Here is a 20,214-nt window from a genome sequence, read left to right as displayed (position 1 = left end):
GCGCTCCCCGGGGGGTGTCGTCAACACAGCCACACCCAGGCCGCGCAAGTCCAGCCCAATCCCGCGAAATCTCTTACGGCAGAAAGGTTGCCGAAAAGACAGGCGGTAAAAGGCGGTCTCAAAATTGTAGGGCACGATCGGCGGCTGGCGAAATAGTTGCCCCGGATGCCGAGCCAGAAGCATCACAGTGGGAAGCCGTTGACGTGTCGCCGACGGGGAAGCTACAACACAACACCCCACGTCAGAACACCCTTGGAGGGTCGTCGATGGCCCGTCTCGACCTTCTCGAACCACTGCGCGGGGAGCCACGCGAGCGCAATATAGACCACGATCGCCGGTTACCCAAACCGGCGAACCGGACCTTCAATTGAAGTTATGCCCACACGTTCATCGGAAATCGGCCCGGCAGTAATAGGGGCCGCCCGATCCATCGAAATCCTCCGCAGTGAAATCGTCCTTTCGCAACGCCGGTCGGCCTGTCGCGTGACCGCTCCCGGCCACCCGATGTCCAACACCACGTTGTCCCGCGTCGAACCCGTCCAACGACGCTGCGACCTCGACGACCTCGTCGTGATCGCCGACGCCCTCCTCATCTCGCCTCTCGTGCTCCCGCAGAGGCCGACCGCCACGTGACGAGTGCCGTCCAGCGACACCGACCGAGCAGTCCCCCAACGAGTGAGGACCCGCCCTTCTTGCGCGACTCCGAGATACCGCCCGCCCTCGTGCGCCACCTTCCTGCCAACGAGGGTGGCGCCCCTTTGCCCCGTCTCTACCGCCCAGAGGAGATCGCCGAAGCCCTCGGCTGCTCCGCCTGGTGGGTCAAGGACCGTGCCCGGCGCCGACTCATCCCGCACACCCGCGTCGGTCGCTCCTACCGCTTCACCGCCCCACACCTCGCCGAGATCATCCGCCTCCACGAAGAGCGTCCGAAACGATTCCTCAGCGCCGCGCCGGCCGACCCAGCGGTAACAGGTCCTCCCGCTGCCCGAACTCGTTCCACCCAGTCTTCTCGGCCGACTACGGCCGCGACGACGGCGCGTCTGCGGGCCCGGCCACCGCGCCGCACCCAGTACGAGCCCGTCGTGTAGCGCGCCCGCGCCCAGCCACGATCCAAGAGCGGACAGAAAGAGAGAAGTTGGGCTTCGCGGAGAAGCGTGGGAACTACTGGCGCGGCCGGTACAAGACGGCGCCCGGCAAGCACCTCACGGTCATCGACGACAACGGCAAGGCCATCCGCTTCGCCACCAAAGGCGAGGCCCAGCGCGCCGCGAGCGAGGCGGAGAACAAATACCGGCGAGGTGACTGGCGCGACCCGGCACTCGGGCAGGAGACCTTCGGCGAGTACGCGAACCGCTGGTACGAGGCCCAGGACCTCGCCGCCTCGACCATGCAGAACTACAAGCGCCACATTGAGGAGCACCTGCTCCCCGACTTCGAGGACAAGGCGCTCGCCGGCATCCTTCGCACGGATGTCGACCTCTGGGAGAAGAAGGAGAAGGCCGTCTACGCGGCCTCCAGCGTCAAAACCTGGCGCTCGACGCTCCACCTGATCTTCGAGGACGCGATCGACGAGGGCCTGATCACGTCCAACCCGGCCACCAGGCGGCGCGGACGCGGCAAGCGCGCCGGCCGCTCCCGCAACCGCGGCCCGGAGAAGGTCGTCACCGACCCGCTCGGCATCCTGCTGACCGCCGAACGCGCCGCTCTCCTCTCCGGCCGCGACGACGAGTTCGTCGCCGTGGTCCTCAAGGGATACACCGGCATGCGCTGGGGTGAAATCGTCGGCCTGGAGACGGAGTTCGCCCGTTCCGGCTCCGTGCGCGTCGAGTGGCAGCTGTACGAACTCGACACCGGCGAATTGGTGCGCTGCCCGCCCAAGGACGACAGCTACCGCACCATCTACGCGATGGACTGGCTTTCAGCCCTGGTCGCCAACCATGTCGCCCGCACGAAGCCGACACCCTGCCCATGCCACGGCAAGACCTACGTCTTCCGGGGACAGGGCGCTGCCCGCACTGGCGGTCACCAAGGCGCGAAACTCGTCGACGTCGCGCGCCGCGCCGAAGTCTCCACCGGCACGGTGTCCAACGTCCTCAACCACCCCGACCGCGTCACGGAGGCCAAGAGGGCGCGGGTGACGCAGGCCATCGCGGACCTGGGGTTCGTACGGGGCGGCGCGGTGCCGCAGCACGCCGCCCACTGGCGCCGAAACGGCTTCGCGACATGGCTGTTCACCCCGGCGGTCTCGGGCTGGTACCCGAAGAAGGCGCCGCAGGAGGCCCGCCCCGTACCTCTGCTCGGCGAGCCGTGGCCCGGGGTCCCGGCCCGAGGACGCGGCGCCGGCGACCGGGCCGACGCCTGCTGGCTCCCGATCGCCAGGGGCCTCACACCCCACGGCCTCCGCCACACCCATCGGACCGTGATGGAGGACCTCGGCACGGAGAAGGTGCTCATGGACGAGCGCATGGGCCACATCGATGGTTCGGTCTCAGCACGCTACGCCCATGTCACCCCTGGCATGCGCAAGCGCCTCATGGCCGGGCTGACCGAGCAGTGGGAGACGGCGCTCGACGCCCGGCTTGCGATGCACCCCACGTCACCGGTGCGCGTACTCAACGAGCTTCTGCAATCGCGCAGAGTGGCTCTCCACAGCGTTGTCTAGACGCGGTTGGGCCTCTGCCGCCGGACGGGGTGAGTCCGGCAGCAGAGGCCCAGGCCACGATCCTGCCCTACTTCTGGGGGCTGACGCCTCGTTCCAGAGCTCCGGCGCCGATGAGTGCGATGCCTGTCTCGTCGTGGCCGGTCAGTGAGAGGGCCACACCGGCGGTGAAGCAGGCCGCGGACAGCCCGATCGTGGCCCAGGCGAGGGCGTTCTGTGAGCGCGGGCGCTCTGCGGGGGTCTCGTCCCGGGTAGGAGGCTCGGTGGGCGGCGTTCCGTGCGGATGCGAGTCATCCGAGTGGTCGTTGGTAGTGGGCATGGCGAACCTTCATTTCTGGGGCGTGCGGCAGCACGCGGCGAATGTGTGAAGCGACTATGAATTGGTGGGGAGTTAGCCATGCAAGTCCGTTGGTCGTGTCCGGCGGCACCCCGGGGCACGGAGGAGACCGCACTCTGCCGCGAGCTGATTCGAGCCTTCGCGAATGTGCCTACAGTCGCTGCGGTGCCCGTTGAGGGTGTGCTGTTCGCCGTCCTGTTTCGTGGCTTCTGACCTGCGGGTTTGAGAGTGCGGTCCTTGGAGTAGTCGTGCGACGCCGCTATGAACATGGACTTTCGCGGTCGCTTGAATTGGTCTGGCCGGGCCGCTAAAGCCGACAGCCGCACACTGCTGTCTCGTGCACGTTCGCGCCCTACCCGCCCGGAGCTAAGCCGCGCAACCGGCGTGAGCCACCTCAGTTGACCTCGGTCAAGGCCAGGGGGCAGCCGGTCGATGGGCCCTACCCGGACGCGGCCGAGCGCACCGCCCTGGTGGGCGGAATGAGAGCTGGCCTTCACGGGCACGCACCCGGCGAACTCCTCTGCGCGTGGGCGGGTGCGTGTGACCCTTGAGCGCTGATGGCTCGCGAGGGCAGCGTCAACCCAAGGCGAACAGCGCTCTCCGGCAGTTAGGGCGAATACCCAGTAACGCGGCCAACAGATCTGGCTCAATGGGCGCATGGAGATTGGCGAGCACTGGGCATACCGCGCGCGGCCGAAGGATCTGGGCATCCCGGTTCGCCAGGTAGAGGTCGTTCGAGTGGGTGGCCCTGGCAGATCCGGCTGGATCCACGTGCGGTTTCTCGAAGGTGACGCTGCTGGCCTGCAGGAGTGGGTCAGTTCCGGTTCACTCGTCGCACCGTGGGCGGATGCCGATACCTTCCGTAAGGACGACGAAGCGGAATTGGTACTGGTGGAGTCCTCTCGGCACGTCCGGGGCAGCACGGAGTTCGAGGCCGCCCGCATGATCCTCGGCTTCGTCCGCCCGAAGAACAGGCTGCGACTGCGCCGAACGGTGGCGGACGCAGGCGTTCTGGAGCTGAACCGCCTTGATGAAACCGCGCTGCTCATCGGCGTGGACGCCGCCGAACTCCGCCGCGACGCCGCAGTGTACGAGAACCGCCACGGCATGTGCCTGGCCGGGTGGTCGGTCACTGAGCGCATCGCCCACCAGGTGGCCGGACGCCTCGCCGACGAGATCCTTCCAGAGGTGGACCGCAAGCAGCAGGACATCGAGCAGGAGCGTGCCCAGCCCTCCTGGTACTCCTACAGTCGGCGTGACGAGCGCAAGTTGGACGCGGATGCGGCAGTCCTTCGAACCATCCGAGCGTGGTGCGGCCAGGACAAGGCTGACCGCTACGACGAGTTGGTTGCGCTACGCGCCGAGGTCATCCGGCTCGGAGAGTTGGTCGAGAAGGCGGTCAAGGCCCTACGCGACCGCGGCCACGGCGTCATCGCCTCCACCATTGAGCGCGACCTGGGCGTCCATATCTCCAGCCTTGATCCTGACGTGCGTCGATGAGACCGCGCCACGGATCTGGCTCCGCCTTGGTTGGTGCCGGCTGAGCAGTGGGCTTCGTCTCCTTCTCCGGCCGGTGTGGGTGCCAGCCGTCAAGGAACGGCCGCAATTGATCTCCCGTCGGCTCCGCACGGAAGTTGAGAGAAGCCAAGCCCTTGCCGCTGAGGGTGGGGTCGAGCCGGTCGGCCTCCGCCTTCCCCCAAGCCGACCACTCTCGCAGCCTCTCGGCTTCGAGGGCGTCTTCCGACGCCGCGGCGGCTTCATCCAGAGCGGCGCAGAACATCCGGATCTCCCCTGCGGCCTGCCACTGCTCAAGGGCCGTGCCGAAGCGCTCGGCCCGTACCGCGTGAATCGCCTTGATCGAAGCCACGCTGACGGCGGCCTCCCACTCCCGCCGCTCCCGCTCCTCTCGCTCCGCTTCCAGGCGCCGGCGCTCGGCCTCCTGACGCTCCCGCTCCTCTCGCAGCCGCTGTTGCTCCGCCTCACGTTCCAGCCGAGCCTGTTCCTGTTCCTCAGCACGGGCCTTCAGCGCCCGCAAGACTGAACCGATCTGGTCCTCCAGCGGCTTCTTGGCGGTGTCGGCCCACTCCTTCTTCCAGCCGTAGCTGTAGCCCGATTGCTGACTGACCAGCAGCTCCAGTTCGCCGGACGGCTCGAACTTCTGGGCCGGGGTGACACGCTGCCAGTCGTACGTACGGCGGCCCGGCTGCTTGGGGACGTACCGGACCGGCTTCTGCCGTTCACGGAAGCTGACCTCGTACGTCCTGCCGTGGACGGTGAGCAGCGGCCTCGGCTGCCTGCGCTTCTTCGACACCGCGATCTCGCCGTGGCGTGCGAGGGCTTCCTCGGCGAGGAGCCGGAGCAGCGAGAGCACCCGGGGGAGGACCTCCTCCGAGATCTCGAAGGCGCTGTGGTCCGCGCTGACTGCCTCGATCACGTCCCCGACGTCGGTGATCACACGGCTGCGCGCCAGCCGGATCCGGTTCCACTCGGTCTCGTCCTCGCCGGTCACCCGGAGCAGGCCGAGGAAGAAGTCCCCCTTCGCCCGTCCGCTGTACTTCAGGCTGTATCCCTCGGGGGCACACTGCCGGGCCGCGTCGAACGCCCTGCGGTAGCGGGCTCGCTCCTCGTCGCTGGGGTTCGGGATCCGGAGGAACCGCCCGGCCTGCTGTACCTCCGCGATCAAGGCGGTTCCGATTTCCGCCGGCGACGGCTGGGGGACCTTGGGGGCGCGCTTCGACGCCGGCTTCGTCGTGGACGGGGCTGTGTCTTGCTTCTGTGGCGGAGGGGCCGGTCGTGCTGGTTGGTCGGAACCTGTTGGCCGCTGCTTGCGCTGAGCTGGTTCCGGCCGGTCCGGGTGATGGCCGTGTTCCAGGTAGAAGCGTCCCGCGTCCGTGATCTCCGCCTGCCACTTCCCATCCTGTTTGGGCATGATGATCAGGCGCCGCTCCTTGAGCGCGCGGGCGGTGAGAGCGAACTCGGGGCTGTCCGACGTCACGGGGTCGGCTCCGTCCCCGATGCGGGTGAGGAGTGCGAGCTGCCGGTCATTTAACGGAGACCAAGGGTGCATGGCGATCGTCGTACCGTCTGCGGGTACTTCGAGACAAGCTGTACTGGGCTACTTGCCAGCCCTCGACGGTGCCAGTCGTGTTGAGGGGCATCCAGTTCGGACCGAGCGGCTGGCTGAGCGCACTGCCATCGCCTCTACGAGGCGTCTGTTGACCATCTTCAGATCAACATGGGGGTTCACGAGCTCAACGGGGAGAACGCGTCAGTGCGCGCTGCCTCTAGCACCCCGGTCTGACAATCGCGGCCCGAGACCAGGTGATTCCGGTCGTTCACTGGTTGCGACGTGAGCTGTTGGCTGTGTGCTTCGGCGGACTGCGGCGTACGGCCTGCCTCGTCACTGGACGTTGACTCGGCGGTCTGTGATAGCGGTCTTTGGCGCGATTTCACCGATCATAACCAGACCGAGCTCCATCTGGCCTGAGGCTTTGGCAGGGCGCGGGGGCGCTGTCGGAAATAGCCCATGCGGAGGAGATTCGGGTGAACGAGGAAGAGGAGCTCATCACGGCAGTGGAAGCACTGCTGTCGGATCCACGTACGGATCCGGGTGTCGAAGTTGAGACCGTGGGACAGGCCGCTCGCGCAGTGAGGCTCCTCGAAGAGGGACTTCAGAATGGGCCCGGCGTCTTCCGGTTGATGGCTGAGGGAGGGCAGAAGGGGGCCGAGACCCTGTCATCGGACCGGCTCCAGGTCCTGTCTGAGATGGTGCAGAACGCCGATGACATGGGGGCCTCCCAAGTCCGATTCATCTGGCGTCCCGAGGAGTTGTTGATCGCTCACGATGGTAAGGGCGTACGCCTGGCCGACATCCTGTTGCTCGGCCTGCCGTGGCTCAGCGGGAAGAGCTCCGACGCGGAGGCCACGGGACGATTCGGTATCGGACTGGCTACTTTGCGAGCCCTGGCGACCACCTGGGAGGTGCACTGTCATCCCTTCCACGTGAGGTTCGCAGACCTGTCGATTCGGTCGGTTGAGCCGCTGGTGGTTCCTGAACAACTCGTGGGGCCCAAATGGACGGTCTTCCGAATCCCTCTTGACCCCGACGTACTGTCCGCCTCCGAGCTCTTCGACTGGTTCGAGACCTGGAACGACAGCTCCTTGCTCTTCCTCCGGCACGTGAGGCGAGTCGAAGCCCGCAGGGACGGTCCCGCTGAGCAAGGAGCCGAGGACGAGACGCCGCCGGTGATGCTCAAGCTGAGCTGGACGGAGATCGACCGGCGAAGGCTTCGTATCGATGGTGAGGAAGCGAATGTCCGGGTGCGTGAGGCCCGGACGACCAGTGGGGCACTGTGGCGGGTCTACGACGCACACGTCGCGCCGCATGGCACGAGTACCCGTCGGCACAAGGCGGTGGGAGCCTCCATGCCGGTCGCGGTCGCACTGCCCGTGCATGGACCCGAGGTGGGGAGTGTGCATGCTGGGCTACCGGTGGCTGAGTTGAGAGCCGCAGCCCGTGTACACGCTCAGTTCGACCCCGTGGTCAGCCGTGAAGGATTTGCTGCCAGCCGATGGAACGAGGACCTTGTCCCACTCGTCGCGGATCTCTGGGCTGCTGCCGCCCTCGATGTACTCAGCGACGTCGAACCTTCGGCTTGGCACCTCGTTCCGCTACCTTCGCCCTCCGACCCCTCGTCGCCCTCCCGGCTCCAGGACAGTATCCGTGCGGCGTTGGTCGACCGTTCCCGCACATGGTTGGCGTCCCGGATCTCCCTGCCGTGCTCGAACGGGACCACGAAGCCACTCGCACTGCTCGCAGTCGAGGAGCCGCAACTGTCGGGGGTGCTGGATGACGAGGACATTGCCCGGCTAGCCGGGCTACCGAGTACATTTCCGCGACGCGCCCGCGACGGTGCGCAGTATTGGCGCGCAGTCCTGACGGACTGGCGCTCCGAGGGCACCACCGAACTCTCCGGCGAGGTTCAGGTGAAAGACGCGCTCAGCTCACTCGCCGACACCGAGTACGACATTGAGCAGACCATCCATCTCACAGCGGTCGCAATCGACGAGAACCTCGATTTCCTACTGCGCATCCGGCCGTGCGTCATCACAGCCGATGGCCGGCGTCTGCGGCCGACGGCACTCGACGTCGCGTTCGCGGAGCCGCAGGACGCCGAACCACGTGGCAGCAACCCGCTGGACACGCTGGGTATCGTCGTGGACCTCGACGCCGGTTACGCGCAGAACTCGCAGTGGTCCCGACGTGTTCTCGACTGGCTGCGGAAACAGGGCTGTCTCGTACGGCGTGACGACACTGCGGCCGTACTGAGCCGAATCGAACGGATGGGCCGCGGTGGTAGACGAATCGGAGGCGACACGGGGTGCGGTGTCGATCAACTCGTTGCTATCCAGGCGGCCTTGGGCGAGGTACCGAGGAAGGTGCGAGAGCGACTCGGTCCCGGAATCGGAAGCGCCATACTCCTCGATGGGTACGAGCACGACTCCGACGGCAACGAAAAGCCTTGCAAGGTGCCGCCAGCACATGCCTACCTTTCCCAGACGCTGGAGAGCACTGACGGAGATCGTTTCGCTGTCGCTGCAGGAAAGACTCCTGGCATCAAATGGGTGCAGCGCTCCTACTCACGCACCCTGTTGTCGCAAGCACAGTGCGGGCTGAGCCGTACGGCCTTTCTGCGTCTCCTCGGAGTTGCGGACGTACCCAGGCTCAAGGAGCTACAGCCGAGCGGGGCGACCAAGAAGTACGAGGCGGACTTCCGCATCGGTCTGTCCGGGGCCTGCTGGATGTCGCCAGCTGCACGCACGACAGAACTGCGCCGATTGGGTGCAGACTACACATTGGACGACCGCAGCAGTGCGGACTTGGACGCCGTGGTGCAACACATCATCGCCGAGCAGATCCCTCAGGAGCGCAGGCGTCGTACAGCGGCCTTGCTACAGACGCTTGGCAGGCCCGGCATGATCACCTCCTCCGAACACGCGGACGTACAGGCGGCTGAGGCACGCCGCCGATGGATCCAGCGCGGCCAGACGGCGGCCCTCTGGGTTTGGCGGCTCCGGGAGACCGCCTGGCTTGAGGACACCAGCGGCAAACTTCGCACTCCGGCGCAGGTGCACTTGTGTACGCGCGACGCGCAGGCGCTCTATGGCCAGGACGACCCGGGGTACCTGCACCCTGCGATCCAAGAGACCACGTCCAACCGTGTCGATGTCCTGGCTGCTCTCGGAGTGAATGGGAACCCCGACGTTCCCCAGCTGATCAATCGATTGCGGAAACTTCGAAAGCGCTCTGGGGCTCCTGGCGCGGTGGACGACCGTCTCAAAGCCGAGGTCTATCTCGTCTATCGGGCTCTGGCAGGGCGGCTGAAGAGTGAGCCGGCGGGCACGTCCCGCAGCGAACTTCGGAAAGTTCGGGATGCCTTCAGCGGCACAGATTTTGTGCTCACCGACCAGGGCTGGCTGAGGGCGGGCGACTGCTTCCGTGGCCCCACAATCCTCCGCGGCTTCCGCCCCTTCACCATCCCTGACCCCGAGTTGAACCCGCTCTGGGATGCTCTCTGGATCGAGGAGCCGAAACCCGAGGACCTCGCTGATGTGTTGAAGGAGATCACCCAGTCCGGCACTCAGCTCCAGGCGGACCAGCAGCGCGTGATGCTGGAGGCGCTGAGGTCCCTCGCCGACACCATTACTTCGACCGATGGCCCCATCTCTCTTGGCCTGCGTTCCAAGCTGCGCTGGCTGCCGCTGCGCACCACCCTCGGCTGGACGCAGGAACGGCCCGTCTACGCGGTAGACCACCCTGCCATCGCGCGTACGCTCGGCGAGCACCTGCACGTTTGGCAGCCGGGCGGAGATCTCCAGCAATTCAACGACCTGTTGAGTGTCCTCAAGGTACACAAGCTGGAGGCATCGGCAGCGTGTGTCGTCGCCCCGGACCGGGCAAGTCCTGATAGGCAGTTGACTGAGGACTTCCGTTGGGCCGTGGCCAGCCTGCAGGATACTCTCGTTCGGGATGAGCCAGCCGCTGCCGAGGCATTCACGGACTGGTCCTGGCTGGCGGAGCTTGAGGTACGGGTCTTGCCGGGGCTGCGGATCCGGCTGAACCAGGGCGAGGACCATGAGGTGATCGAGGTCCCGGTCGATGCACACGTCGATCGGGAAGCCAAGGCGCTCTTCGTCAGTAGCCCCGAGGCGCTAAGGACCAAGCCAGGAGGAGGGCTGGCCGTGGCCTCCCTCTTCTCCGCGGAGCGCATTCATGTTGGCCACCGCTGGCGCGATCTCTGGGACATCGACTGGCAGCAGGACGGTCCCGTTACTCCGCTCGTCCCGTCTGGCCAGCAAGATCATGAAGACCGCGAGCGTTTGGCGACGCAGTTGCGGGAGCGGGAACTGTCACAGCCGTCGGGCCCCACGGTTCCTGCCCAGCCGAGCGGTCCGGCGAAGCCGCCAACAGGAGCGCTGTCACCTCGGTCCATCCCTGCTCCTCCGTCTATTCCCATGCCTTCCGGCGTAGGGTCCCCACCCACCCCTCCGTCGGCTGAGCCTCGCAAGCTGGTCTCCTTGGCTGAACTGCAGGCGCGTACTCCGCAGGCCACTCGTACTGCGTTCTCGCCGCAGCCTCGCTCTGCGTCCTCCGCGAGAAGCCGGCGTGCCGCCTCGCTGCCGCAACCGCGTAAGGGCGGGGCCGCGCCCAACGAGCGTTCTGGCCTACTCGGCTACCAGGACCGAGACAAAGAGAAGACAGTTCTGGCACTGCTTGTCGAGATTCTGAGCGCGAGCGGACGGACCCTGGAAGACCAGCGAGGTCTTCAAGGACTGGGAGCTGACGCTGTCGACTCAACAGGTCACTTCTACGAGATCAAGGCTCATGGCGGGGCGGAGCCGGCCGATGTTTCTCTCACTAGCGCAGAACTCACGCGTGCGCTTGCTGAGGGAGGTAACTACTCGCTCGTCATCGCGTCGAACCTGGAAGAGGGTAGAGGTACCCCAACACTGCGGATCATCACCGATCCGTTGCGCTTCTTCGAGGTCGAATCCATGGCTGACGTGAAACTGAAGGGCGTACGCGACGCGGATGCCAACGCGACAGTGTGGCGATGGCCGGATGCTGGGGCGTAAGACATCTGCCCCGTGATCGCAGGAGGACCGCCGAGCTTGGTGCATGATCGAGCAGCCTTGGCTACGGGGTGATGGGAGCCGTTGGGGAGTCGGGAAATGAAGTCGGCTCCCAAACGGCTCCCAAAGGAGCCCCCGGAACCACTCAGGGGCCCGACCCGCTAAGCGGATCAGGCCCCTGACCTGGTGTTTCAGCTGTCGGGGTGGCGGGATTTGAACCCACGACCTCTTCGTCCCGAACGAAGCGCGCTGCCAAGCTGCGCTACACCCCGATGTCGCCGTTGCCCTGGCGACATCGATTACTTTAGCCCACCGCTGGCCGGAGGCGAAATCCGGTTTGGCGGGCCCGGAGGAGCCCCTCGGGCCCGCTCGGCCGAGCCCGCCCGGTCCTGGCCCTGGCCCTGGCCTGGTCAGCCTCGGGCGGCCGTCAGGGTCAGCAGCGTCGCTTCCGGGGGGCAGGCGAAGCGGACGGGGGTGTAGCGGCTGGCGCCGCAGCCCGCGGAGACGTGGAGGTACGCGGTGTGGTCCGGCGTGCGGTGGGTGGAGAGGCCCTTGACGCGGTCCGTGTCCAGGTCACAGTTGGTGACCAGCGCGCCGTAGAAGGGGATGCAGACCTGGCCGCCGTGGGTGTGGCCCGCGAGGATCAGGGGGTAGCCGTCGGCCGTGAAGGCGTCCAGGGCGCGCAGGTACGGGGCGTGGACCACGCCGATCGACAGGTCCGCGTCCGGGGCGGGGCCGCCCGCGACGCGCTCGTACCTGTCCCGCTTGATGTGCGGGTCGTCGACGCCGGTGAAGGCGATCTCGTGGCCGTCGATCTTCAGCCGGCCGCGGGCGTTGTTCAGGCCCACCCAGCCCGCCTCGTCGAAGGCGTCGCGCATCGGCTCCCACGGGATGTGCACGGCCGCGACGGCCGGAGCGTTGCCGTTCAGACCATGGCGGCCCTGGGCCTTCTCCAGGAGGTAGCGGGCCGGGTTGCGAAGCTTCGGGCCGTAGTAGTCGTTCGAGCCGAAGACGTACACCCCCGGGTACTCCATCAGCGGGCCCAGCGCGTCCAGCAGCTCCGGCACGCCCTCCGGGTCGGAGAGGTTGTCGCCGGTGTTCACGACGAAGTCGGGGCGCAGCCCGGCCAGCGACTGGAGCCAGCGCTGCTTCTTGCGCTGTCCGCTCACCATGTGGATGTCGGAGACCTGGAGGACGCGAAGATCGCGCATGCCGCGCGGCAGCACCGGTACGGAGATTCTCCGCAGCCGGAAGGAGCGGGCTTCGAATCCGGCGGCGTAGGCGAGGCCGGCCGCCCCGACAGCTGCGATACCGGCGGTGACTTTCAGGGGAACCCCGTAGCGTGCGCGCATGCGCCCATGGTCGCAGACGCGCCGGGTGCGAGTGATCCACGGGGCGGTTATCCACAGGCGGGGAAATCCGCGGGCGGCCGCCTCGGCACACCTGCCACACTTGGCCCCATGACCAGCCTTAAGTCCAGACTGAAGGAAGACCTCACCGAGGCCATCAGGGCGCGGGACGAGCTCCGCTCGGCCACGCTCCGGCTCACCCTCACCGCGATCACCAAGGCGGAGGTCTCGGGCACGTCGGCGCGCGAGCTCTCCGACGACGAGGTGCAGAAGGTGATCGCGAAGGAGGCGAAGAAGCGCCGCGAGGCGGCCGAGGCGTTCGCCCAGGGCGGCCGTGCGGAGCAGGCCGAGCGCGAGAAGGCCGAGGGCGCGCTGCTCGACGCGTATCTGCCGAAGCAGCTCACCGACGAGGAGCTGGCCGGGATCGTCGCGCAGGCCGTCGCCGAGGCGAAGGCCGCGGGTGCCGAGGGGCCGCGGGCGATGGGCGCGGTCATGAAGATCGTCAACCCGAAGGTGGCCGGTCTCGCCGACGGCGGCCGGGTGGCGGCCCTCGTGAAGCAGTCGCTCGCCGGCTAGATCCGGATCGGTCCCGCCGGCGGTCCCGGCCGGGCCGGGACCGACCCCGGCAGCCAGGGCTGATCTGTCGTAACGTGCGAGGGGCGGGCCGGGCCGGGGTCCATTCCGTCCGGGCCGATCCGCGGGCCGCGGCCGATCCGGCCGGGGTCCATCCGTCGGGGCTGATCCGCGGGCCGAGGCCCACCCACCCCGCCAGGGTCCATCCGTCGGGGCTGATCCGCGGGCCGGGGGCGATCCCGGTGGGGCTGATCCGTCGGCCGGGACCGACCCGGCCGGAGCGTCGCCGATTCCGGCAGATCCGCCGCCGGTCGCCCGCCGTCGGCCGCGTACAGCGCGGGACCGCGCCGGGCGGCGCGCGTCAGCCGTCCGGAACGCGCCGGAGGGTGGCCCGCCTGTGTGCGGGCCACCCTCCGGTCGGTTACGCGGTCACAAGCGCGTCGGGGCGGTTACGGGAAGGCCCCGCCGCCGCCGTTCCCGTTGCCGCCGCCGTTACGGCCGCCGCCGAAGAAATCGAAGCCGCCACCCGGCTTCCCGTCGCCCGAGCCGCCGTTGTCACCGTTTCCGTTACCGCCGTTCCCATTACCGCCGTTGTCGGAGCCGCCGTTGCCGTCGCCCGGGTTGTCCCGGTCTCGGTCCCGGCCCTTCTCCTTGTCCTTCGGCGCGTCCGGGATGTCGACGGTGTTGAAGGTCGGCGCCTCCTTGCCCTCCAGCGCCCCGGTGACCGCGTCCTTCCAGATCGGCCCCGGCACCTGACCACCGAACACCTTGTCGTGGTACTCGCCGCCGATGGTGATGTTCTCCATCTCGACCTGCTGGGAGGGACTGCCGACCCAGACCGCGCCGGACAGGTTCGGGGTGTAGCCGACGAACCAGGCGTTCTTCCTGAGGTCCGTCGTACCCGTCTTGCCCGCGTTGTCGCGGCTGGTCAGACCGGCCGACTCACCGGTACCGGAGTCGACCACACCCTTGAGCAGGGTGTTGATCGTGTCGGCGGTCTTCTCGCTCATCGCCCGCGAGCAGCTCGTCTTCGGAACCTTGAGGCTGTCGCCCCCCGCCGTCTTGATGGAGGAGATGGCGATCGGCGTGCAGTACGTGCCACGGTTCGCGTAGGCGGCGTACGCGCTGGCCATCCGCAGCGGCGAGATGCCCTGCGAGCCCAGGGTCAGGGCGGACGGCGACTCGGGGAGCTTCTTGCCGTCACCCTGGACGACGCCCAGCTTGGAGATCGTCTCCGTCACCGGGCAGAGTCCGATTTGCCCTATCATCTGCACGAAGTAGGTGTTGACCGAGAGGGCCATCGCCTCCTTCAGCGGGTACGGACCGACCTCGGACTCGTTCTCGTTCTCGGCCGTGTCGCCGCCGGTGTTGACCCACGGCTTGCCGCTGCACGTCTGGATCGAGGCCGGGTACGGCATCTCGTACGGCGACGGGTACGACTGCGTCGGCGGGACCCCGCGCTCGATCGCCGCCGTCGCGAGGAACGGCTTGAACGTCGAACCGGTCGGGAAGCCGTAGTTCGAGCCGCCCATCCCGTGGTCGACCGAGAGGTTGATCTGGGTCTCGTTCTTCCCGAAGCCGTACGGCTTGGACTGGCCCATGCCCAGGATCTTGCCGGTGCCCGGCTCGACCAGGGTCACGGCCGTCGCGACCTTGTCGCTCTTGTTGACGTGGCTCTTGATCGACGCCTGCACCGAGGACTGGGCCTGCGGGTCCAGCGTCGTACGGATCGTCAGGCCACCCTGGCTCCAGACCTTGGCGCGCTCCTCGCGGCTCTTGCCGAACACCGGGTTGGTCAGGAAGACCTCGCGCACGTAGTCGCAGAAGAAGCCCGCCCCGCTGACCGCCGTGATGCAGCCGTTCTTCGGGCGGCTGACCTTCAGCTCGATCGGCGCGGCCTTGGCGCGGTCCGCCTCCGCCGCCGAGATGTCGCCGACGGTGGCCATCCGCTGGAGGACGGTGTTGCGCCGCTTGGTCGCCTCTTCCTCGTCGTTGATCGGGTCGTAACGGGTCGGCGACTGGACGGTGCCCGCGAGCAGGGCCGCCTCTTCCAGCTTCAGGTCCTTGGCGGACTTGGAGAAGTAGCGCTGCGACGCCGCCTCGATCCCGTACGCCGACTGCCCGAAATACGTGATGTTCAGGTAGTTCTCAAGGATCTTCTTCTTGCCCAGCTCCTCCTCGACCTGGATCGCGTACTTCAGCTCCTGGATCTTGCGGCCCAGGGTCTGCTGGGTGGCCTGCGCGACCTTGTCCGGGTCGTCGCCGGCCTCCTCGACGAACACGTTCTTCACGTACTGCTGCGTCAGGGTCGAGGCGCCCTCCGCGACGCCGCCCGACTGCGCGTTGCGATTGACCGCGCGCAGTACACCCTTGAGGTCGACGGCCCCGTGCTCGTAGAAGCGCGAGTCCTCGATCGCGACGATCGCCTTCTGCATGTACGGGGAGATCTGCTTGAGCGGCACGACGGTGCGGTCGCGGAAATAGACGGTGGCGATGCGGCCACCCTGGGCGTCCAGGATCGTGGTGCGCTGACTCAGCGGCGGAGTCTTGAGGTTGGCGGGGATTTCGTCGAACCCCTCGACCGTTCCCTTCGCCGCGAGTCCCAGCGCGCCGAAGGCCGGCAGCGCGATTCCGGCGAGGACCGCTCCCGCCAGCACACTGACACCGAGGAACTTGGCGGCCTGCTGGGTCCCGGTCAGACCCCCGCCCGAGCGCTTCTTTGGCATGAGGGCAGCCTACGTTCTCAATCGCCGGACACGCGTCAAGGCTCTGGCCTAAGCTGTCCCCAACTGTCACAGCAGTGCGGTCATGCATCAAGGCCCCTCGATGAACTTCCCGTGAACCCGAAACGTGAGAAGTGATGTCCGAATCACCCCGATACGCCATCGGACGTCCGTTGTGACTCGACTGAAATAACCCGACTCTTTTGGATTGTTCCTTTATGCCCTGGGGTCACTCCCCTGGGTGATCTGCCGCGTACGCATAGTCCGTTCGGGCCATTCAAGATTGGGCCCGAAGGGGGTGTTGCGCTGTGCCCGCCTTCCGTAACGTCCTCAACTGGCAACGGTGAATATGCCGCTGCCGCCGTGGGGGAGCCTCGATTCGGGAGAGGACGGCGCCGGCATGGGCTGGGTAACCGACTGGAGTGCGCAGGCAGCTTGCCGCACTACCGATCCAGATGAACTGTTCGTACAGGGTGCGGCGCAGAACAGGGCCAAGGCGGTGTGCACCGGATGCCCGGTGCGGACCGAGTGCCTGGCGGACGCGCTGGACAACCGCGTCGAGTTCGGCGTGTGGGGCGGAATGACGGAGCGGGAGCGCCGCGCGTTGCTGCGCAGGCGTCCGACCGTCACTTCATGGCGCCGACTGCTGGAAACGGCGCGTACGGAGTACGAGCGCAGCGCGGGCCTGCTGCCCGTGGGCTTGGAGGATGACGAGACGTACGAGACGTACGCGGCGGTCGGGTAGATCCCTGGCCGTCCCGGTGCTGGGGCGGATGCGTTTCGGTCCCACCGATATCGAAACGGACTCCGCCCTGGCCGGGAGCGCCGGGCGTGGCGTGGACGGGCGACCGTGAGGAACACGATGCCTCGCGTCGCGGATTGTGGGGGCCATACATCCCCGTGGCCCCGCACGTTCGTCTGCGTAATCCCGGCTACTGCTCCAACTGCAGCAGCTACAGAGCTATTGCTACGGATACGGTTGCAATTCGGCGATAGCTGCAGCTCAGCGGCAGCTCCAAAGCTTCGACGGCATTCCTGTCCCGCGTCTCAAGGTCTCAAGAAGTCTCAAGCAGCACGCACATGTGTATGCGTATGCGTATACGCGGGTATGGCGCGGCTCGATCAGTCGCGCCGTCGGCGTGTCCCCGTGTCTTCGGGGCGTGACTCCGAGGCGAGGCGCTCACGGAGAGGCGAGGCGCTCGCCGATCATCCTGAGTCCCGCCAGGTCGTGCACATCTCCTGGCAGGGCTCCCACCTCGACCACCGCCACCTCGGGGTGGAGCGCGGTGAAGCGGTCACGCGTGCGCTGTTCGCGTGCGAGAACCTGCATGCGCTCGGCGTGCAGATACAGCAGACCGGCCGTGAGCTGTTCCACAGTTGTGACAGAAGGAGTCGCCTCCGTCGCGGCGGAAACGGACATACCTGTCGGAATGTCCCGGGGGGTCTCCGGCGTCTCGGTGCTCTCCGGGGGGGCCGGGGGCACCGGGGTCTCTGATGTCTGTGGAGCCCGCGGCGTCACCGGGCTGTCTGACGTGTCTGGGGTCTTCTCGGTCTGGTCCGCGTCGGCGGCTGACTCGGCGGCTGGCTTGGCGGCTACGGGGGGCTCGACGGCTTCATGAAGCCCGTGTGGCTCGGACGCTTCGGGAGAGGAGCTGTCCGGGGTGGTAGCGCCACTGCGAGCATTCCCCCGTATCTGATCCACCATGCGCCCCTCCTCAAGATTTTCTGCCGCCGCGCGCGCCCGCTCCGCCGACAGCCGGGCCGCCCCGCTCCCGTGGACCCGGTTGAGGACCAGCCCCGCCAGCGGCATCTCCTCGGCGGCCAGCCGTTCCACGAAGTACGCGGCCTCCCGCAGCGCGTCCCGCTCCGGCGCCGCCACCACCAGAAAGGCCGTGCCCGGCGCCTGGAGCAGCCGGTATGTCGCGTCCGCGCGGGTGCGGAAGCCGCCGAACATCGTGTCCATCGCCGTCACGAACGTCTGTACGTCGCGCAGGAACTGACCGCCCAGCAGCTTTCCCAGCGTCCCGGTCATCATCGACATACCGACATTGAGGAATTTCATCCCGGCCCGGCCGCCCATCTTCGCGGGGGCCATCAGCAGCCGGATGAACTTCCCGTCGAGGAAGGACCCGAGCCGCTTCGGCGCGTCCAGGAAATCCAGCGCGGAGCGCGACGGAGGGGTGTCGACGACGATCAGGTCCCAGGAGTCGCGGGCCCTCAACTGGCCCAGCTTCTCCATCGCCATGTACTCCTGCGTGCCCGCGAAACCGGCCGACAGGGACTGGTAGAACGGGTTCTCCAGAATGGCGCGGGCCCGGTCCGCGTCCGCGTGCGCCTCGACGATCTCGTCGAAGGTCCGCTTCATGTCGAGCATCATCGCGTGCAGCTCACCGGGCCCCTCGACGCCCTTGACCTGCCGCGGAGTGTTGTCCAGCGAGTCGATCCCCATGGACTGGGCCAGCCGGCGCGCCGGGTCGATGGTCAGGACGACGACCTTGCGGCCGCGCTCCGCCGCCCGTACACCGAGGGCCGCCGCGGTCGTCGTCTTGCCGACCCCGCCGGAGCCGCAGCACACGATGATGCGTGTCTCCCGGTCGTCGAGCAGCGGATCGATGTCGAGCGGGGCGGCCGCGGAGTCCAGCGTCATGCGAAGACCTCACCAAGTTCCCGTAGCTCTCCCGCCAGCCGGTAGAGACCGGCGAGGTCCATCCCCTCCCCGATGAGGGGAAGCTCGTACGCCGGCAGCCCCAGCTTGGCGAGCACGGCCCGCTGTTCGCGCTCCAGTTCCACGCGCTGGGCGTGCTCGGCGGCCTGTTCGAGGAGCGGCCCGACCAGCTTCGTGGGCGCGGGCACGCCGGCCGCGGCCAGTGTCCTGGCCACCTCCTTGCGGCGGTCGCCCGCCGCGGCGCGTACGGCCGCCTCGTCCAGGAGGTGCGGGCGCACCATGTTCACGATCACCTTGCCGACCCGCAGCTCGGCGCCCTTCAGCTCGGCGATGCCGTCCGCGGTCTCCTGGACCGGCATCTCCTCCAGCAGCGTCACCAGATGCACCGCCGTCTCCGGCGACTTCAGGACCCGCATCACCGCCTGCGCCTGATTGTGTATCGGGCCTATCTTCGCCAGCCCCGCCACCTCGTCGTTCACATTGAGGAAGCGGGTGATGCGGCCCGTGGGCGGCGCGTCCATCACGACGTAGTCGTAAGTGAAACGTCCCTGCTTGTCCCGTCGGCGTACGGCCTCGCACGCCTTGCCGGTCAGCAGCACGTCCCGGACTCCCGGGGCGATCGTCGTCGCGAAGTCGATCGCGCCGATCTTCTTGAGCGCCCGCCCCGCGCTGCCGAGCTTGTAGAACATCTGGAGATAGTCGAGGAGGGCGCGCTCGGCGTCGATGGCCAGCGCGTACACCTCACCGCCGCCCGAGGCGACGGCGATCTTCCGTTCCTCGTAGGGAAGGGCTTCCGTCTCGAAGAGCTGTGCGATGCCCTGTCTGCCCTCGACCTCGACGAGAAGGGTGCGCTTGCCCTCGGTCGCGAGGGCGAGCGCGAGGGCGGCGGCGACCGTCGTCTTACCGGTACCGCCCTTGCCGCTGACGACCTGGAGCCTGCTCACGTATTCGAGCCTAACCAGTAAGGCCGCGGGCTACGCACGAGGCTGCCACCCGGTACGACTACAGTCGCCCCATGACCAAGTGGGAATACGCGACCGTGCCCCTTCTCGTGCACGCGACCAAGCAGATTCTGGACACCTGGGGCGAGGACGGCTGGGAGCTCGTCCAGGTCGTTCCCGGGCCGAACAACCCCGAGCAGTTGGTGGCCTACCTGAAGCGGGAGAAGGGCGCATGAGCGGCACCGTCGACGCCGCCCTCGCCGGGCTGGGGCTGACGCTGCCCGAGGTCGTACCGCCGCTGGCCGCCTACCAGCCGGCCGTACGGTCGGGCGCGTACGTCTACACCTCGGGCCAGATCCCGATGGTGGACGGCAAGCTTCCGGTCACCGGCAAGGTGGGCGCCGAGGTCACCGCGGAGGAGGCCAAGGAGCTGGCCCGCACCTGCGCGCTGAACGCCCTCGCCGCCGTGAAGTCCGTCGTCGGCGACCTGGACCGGATCGCGCGCGTGGTGAAGGTCACCGGCTTCGTCGCCTCGGCCGCGGACTTCACCGGCCAGCCGGGCGTCGTCAACGGCGCGAGCGAGCTGCTGGGCCAGGTCCTCGGCGACAAGGGCGTGCACGCGCGCAGCGCCGTCGGCGTGGCGGTGCTGCCGCTGGACGCGCCGGTCGAGGTCGAGATCCAGGTGGAACTGATCCAGGACTGAGCGTGGAGCCGGCCCTGGACCGAGCTGGAACCTGGGACCGAGCAAGGGCCTGGACCGAGCAAGGACCTGGCCACGGGCCGGTCCCGGGTGGTCCCGCCTCCTGACCCCGAGAGGTCCCGTTCGGTACGTGC

Annotated in this window: 15 protein-coding genes and 1 tRNA gene; 9 read left to right on the top strand and 7 right to left on the bottom strand. The window is 67.6% G+C overall.

Features of this window, described 5'->3' with window-relative positions:
* Positions 1-483: 483 nt before the first annotated feature.
* The 3 genes from AB0P17_RS00830 (at position 484) to AB0P17_RS00820 (ending at position 2,662) form a co-directional block, all read left to right on the top strand.
* Entirely contained in the window at positions 484-633 is a 150-nt protein-coding gene (locus AB0P17_RS00830) for an XRE family transcriptional regulator (protein ID WP_365806310.1), read from the top strand.
* An 89-nt stretch (positions 634-722) separates the two neighbouring features.
* Positions 723-1,088 (top strand): helix-turn-helix domain-containing protein, encoded by a 366-nt coding sequence (locus AB0P17_RS00825; protein WP_365806493.1) that lies wholly within the window; start codon positions 723-725, stop codon positions 1,086-1,088.
* Between the two features lie 47 nt (positions 1,089-1,135).
* Complete coding sequence (locus AB0P17_RS00820; protein ID WP_365806308.1) at positions 1,136-2,662, top strand: LacI family DNA-binding transcriptional regulator; 1,527 nt, start codon at positions 1,136-1,138, stop codon at positions 2,660-2,662.
* 67 nt (positions 2,663-2,729) lie between these two features.
* Here AB0P17_RS00820 and AB0P17_RS00815 read toward each other — a convergent pair whose 3' ends face one another.
* The gene (locus tag AB0P17_RS00815) at positions 2,730-2,978 is read right to left on the bottom strand and encodes a hypothetical protein (RefSeq protein ID WP_365806306.1); all 249 of its coding nucleotides are present in this window, start codon (positions 2,976-2,978) and stop codon (positions 2,730-2,732) included.
* 675 nt (positions 2,979-3,653) lie between these two features.
* Between AB0P17_RS00815 and AB0P17_RS00810 the strand changes: the two genes are divergently transcribed.
* Positions 3,654-4,496: a PE-PGRS family protein gene (locus AB0P17_RS00810; RefSeq protein ID WP_365806304.1), complete on the top strand. Its 843-nt coding sequence runs from the start codon at positions 3,654-3,656 to the stop codon at positions 4,494-4,496.
* Here AB0P17_RS00810 and AB0P17_RS00805 read toward each other — a convergent pair.
* Entirely contained in the window at positions 4,426-5,991 is a 1,566-nt protein-coding gene (locus AB0P17_RS00805) for a PE-PGRS family protein (protein WP_365806302.1), read from the bottom strand. The two genes, AB0P17_RS00810 and AB0P17_RS00805, sit on opposite strands and share 71 nt — an antisense overlap.
* 548 nt (positions 5,992-6,539) lie before the next feature.
* Here AB0P17_RS00805 and AB0P17_RS00800 point away from each other — a divergent pair.
* Positions 6,540-11,132 (top strand): hypothetical protein, encoded by a 4,593-nt coding sequence (locus AB0P17_RS00800; RefSeq protein ID WP_365806301.1) that lies wholly within the window; start codon positions 6,540-6,542, stop codon positions 11,130-11,132.
* A 195-nt stretch (positions 11,133-11,327) separates the two neighbouring features.
* Here the strand turns inward: AB0P17_RS00800 and AB0P17_RS00795 are convergent.
* Together AB0P17_RS00795 and AB0P17_RS00790 are read right to left on the bottom strand one after the other, a co-directional pair.
* A tRNA-Pro gene (locus tag AB0P17_RS00795) sits at positions 11,328-11,401 on the bottom strand.
* 138 nt (positions 11,402-11,539) lie between these two features.
* Positions 11,540-12,481 (bottom strand): metallophosphoesterase, encoded by a 942-nt coding sequence (locus tag AB0P17_RS00790; protein ID WP_365806299.1) that lies wholly within the window; start codon positions 12,479-12,481, stop codon positions 11,540-11,542.
* Positions 12,482-12,589: 108 nt separating this feature from the next.
* On the opposite strand from AB0P17_RS00790, the gene AB0P17_RS00785 reads away from it, so the two are divergent.
* Positions 12,590-13,054 (top strand): GatB/YqeY domain-containing protein, encoded by a 465-nt coding sequence (locus tag AB0P17_RS00785; RefSeq protein ID WP_365806297.1) that lies wholly within the window; start codon positions 12,590-12,592, stop codon positions 13,052-13,054.
* A 446-nt stretch (positions 13,055-13,500) separates the two neighbouring features.
* On the opposite strand, the gene AB0P17_RS00780 is transcribed toward AB0P17_RS00785, so the two are convergent.
* Positions 13,501-15,777 (bottom strand): transglycosylase domain-containing protein, encoded by a 2,277-nt coding sequence (locus AB0P17_RS00780; protein WP_365806296.1) that lies wholly within the window; start codon positions 15,775-15,777, stop codon positions 13,501-13,503.
* A 397-nt stretch (positions 15,778-16,174) separates the two neighbouring features.
* Here AB0P17_RS00780 and AB0P17_RS00775 point away from each other — a divergent pair, with 397 nt between their 5' ends.
* A complete protein-coding gene (locus tag AB0P17_RS00775; RefSeq protein WP_030353248.1) occupies positions 16,175-16,519 on the top strand; it encodes a WhiB family transcriptional regulator in 345 nt (114 codons plus the stop codon).
* A 435-nt stretch (positions 16,520-16,954) separates the two neighbouring features.
* Here AB0P17_RS00775 and AB0P17_RS00770 read toward each other — a convergent pair whose 3' ends face one another.
* Together AB0P17_RS00770 and AB0P17_RS00765 are read right to left on the bottom strand one after the other, a co-directional pair.
* Entirely contained in the window at positions 16,955-18,421 is a 1,467-nt protein-coding gene (locus AB0P17_RS00770; RefSeq protein WP_365806294.1) for an ArsA-related P-loop ATPase, read from the bottom strand.
* Positions 18,418-19,383, bottom strand: coding sequence for an ArsA-related P-loop ATPase (locus AB0P17_RS00765; protein ID WP_365806292.1), 966 nt, complete (start codon positions 19,381-19,383; stop codon positions 18,418-18,420). Before AB0P17_RS00765 ends, AB0P17_RS00770 begins: the two co-directional genes overlap by 4 nt.
* A 71-nt stretch (positions 19,384-19,454) precedes the next feature.
* On the opposite strand from AB0P17_RS00765, the gene AB0P17_RS00760 reads away from it, so the two are divergent.
* Together AB0P17_RS00760 and AB0P17_RS00755 are read left to right on the top strand one after the other, a co-directional pair.
* Positions 19,455-19,616, top strand: coding sequence for a DUF4177 domain-containing protein (locus tag AB0P17_RS00760; RefSeq protein WP_106965770.1), 162 nt, complete (start codon positions 19,455-19,457; stop codon positions 19,614-19,616).
* Complete coding sequence (locus AB0P17_RS00755; protein WP_365806290.1) at positions 19,613-20,083, top strand: RidA family protein; 471 nt, start codon at positions 19,613-19,615, stop codon at positions 20,081-20,083. Before AB0P17_RS00760 ends, AB0P17_RS00755 begins: the two co-directional genes overlap by 4 nt.
* Positions 20,084-20,214: the final 131 nt, after the last annotated feature.

This window comes from Streptomyces sp. NPDC088124, from assembly GCF_040685895.1.
In the GTDB taxonomy this organism is placed as follows: domain Bacteria; phylum Actinomycetota; class Actinomycetes; order Streptomycetales; family Streptomycetaceae; genus Streptomyces.
Note: the sequence above shows the minus strand (reverse complement) of the source record. Positions and strands in the feature narration are given on the sequence as shown.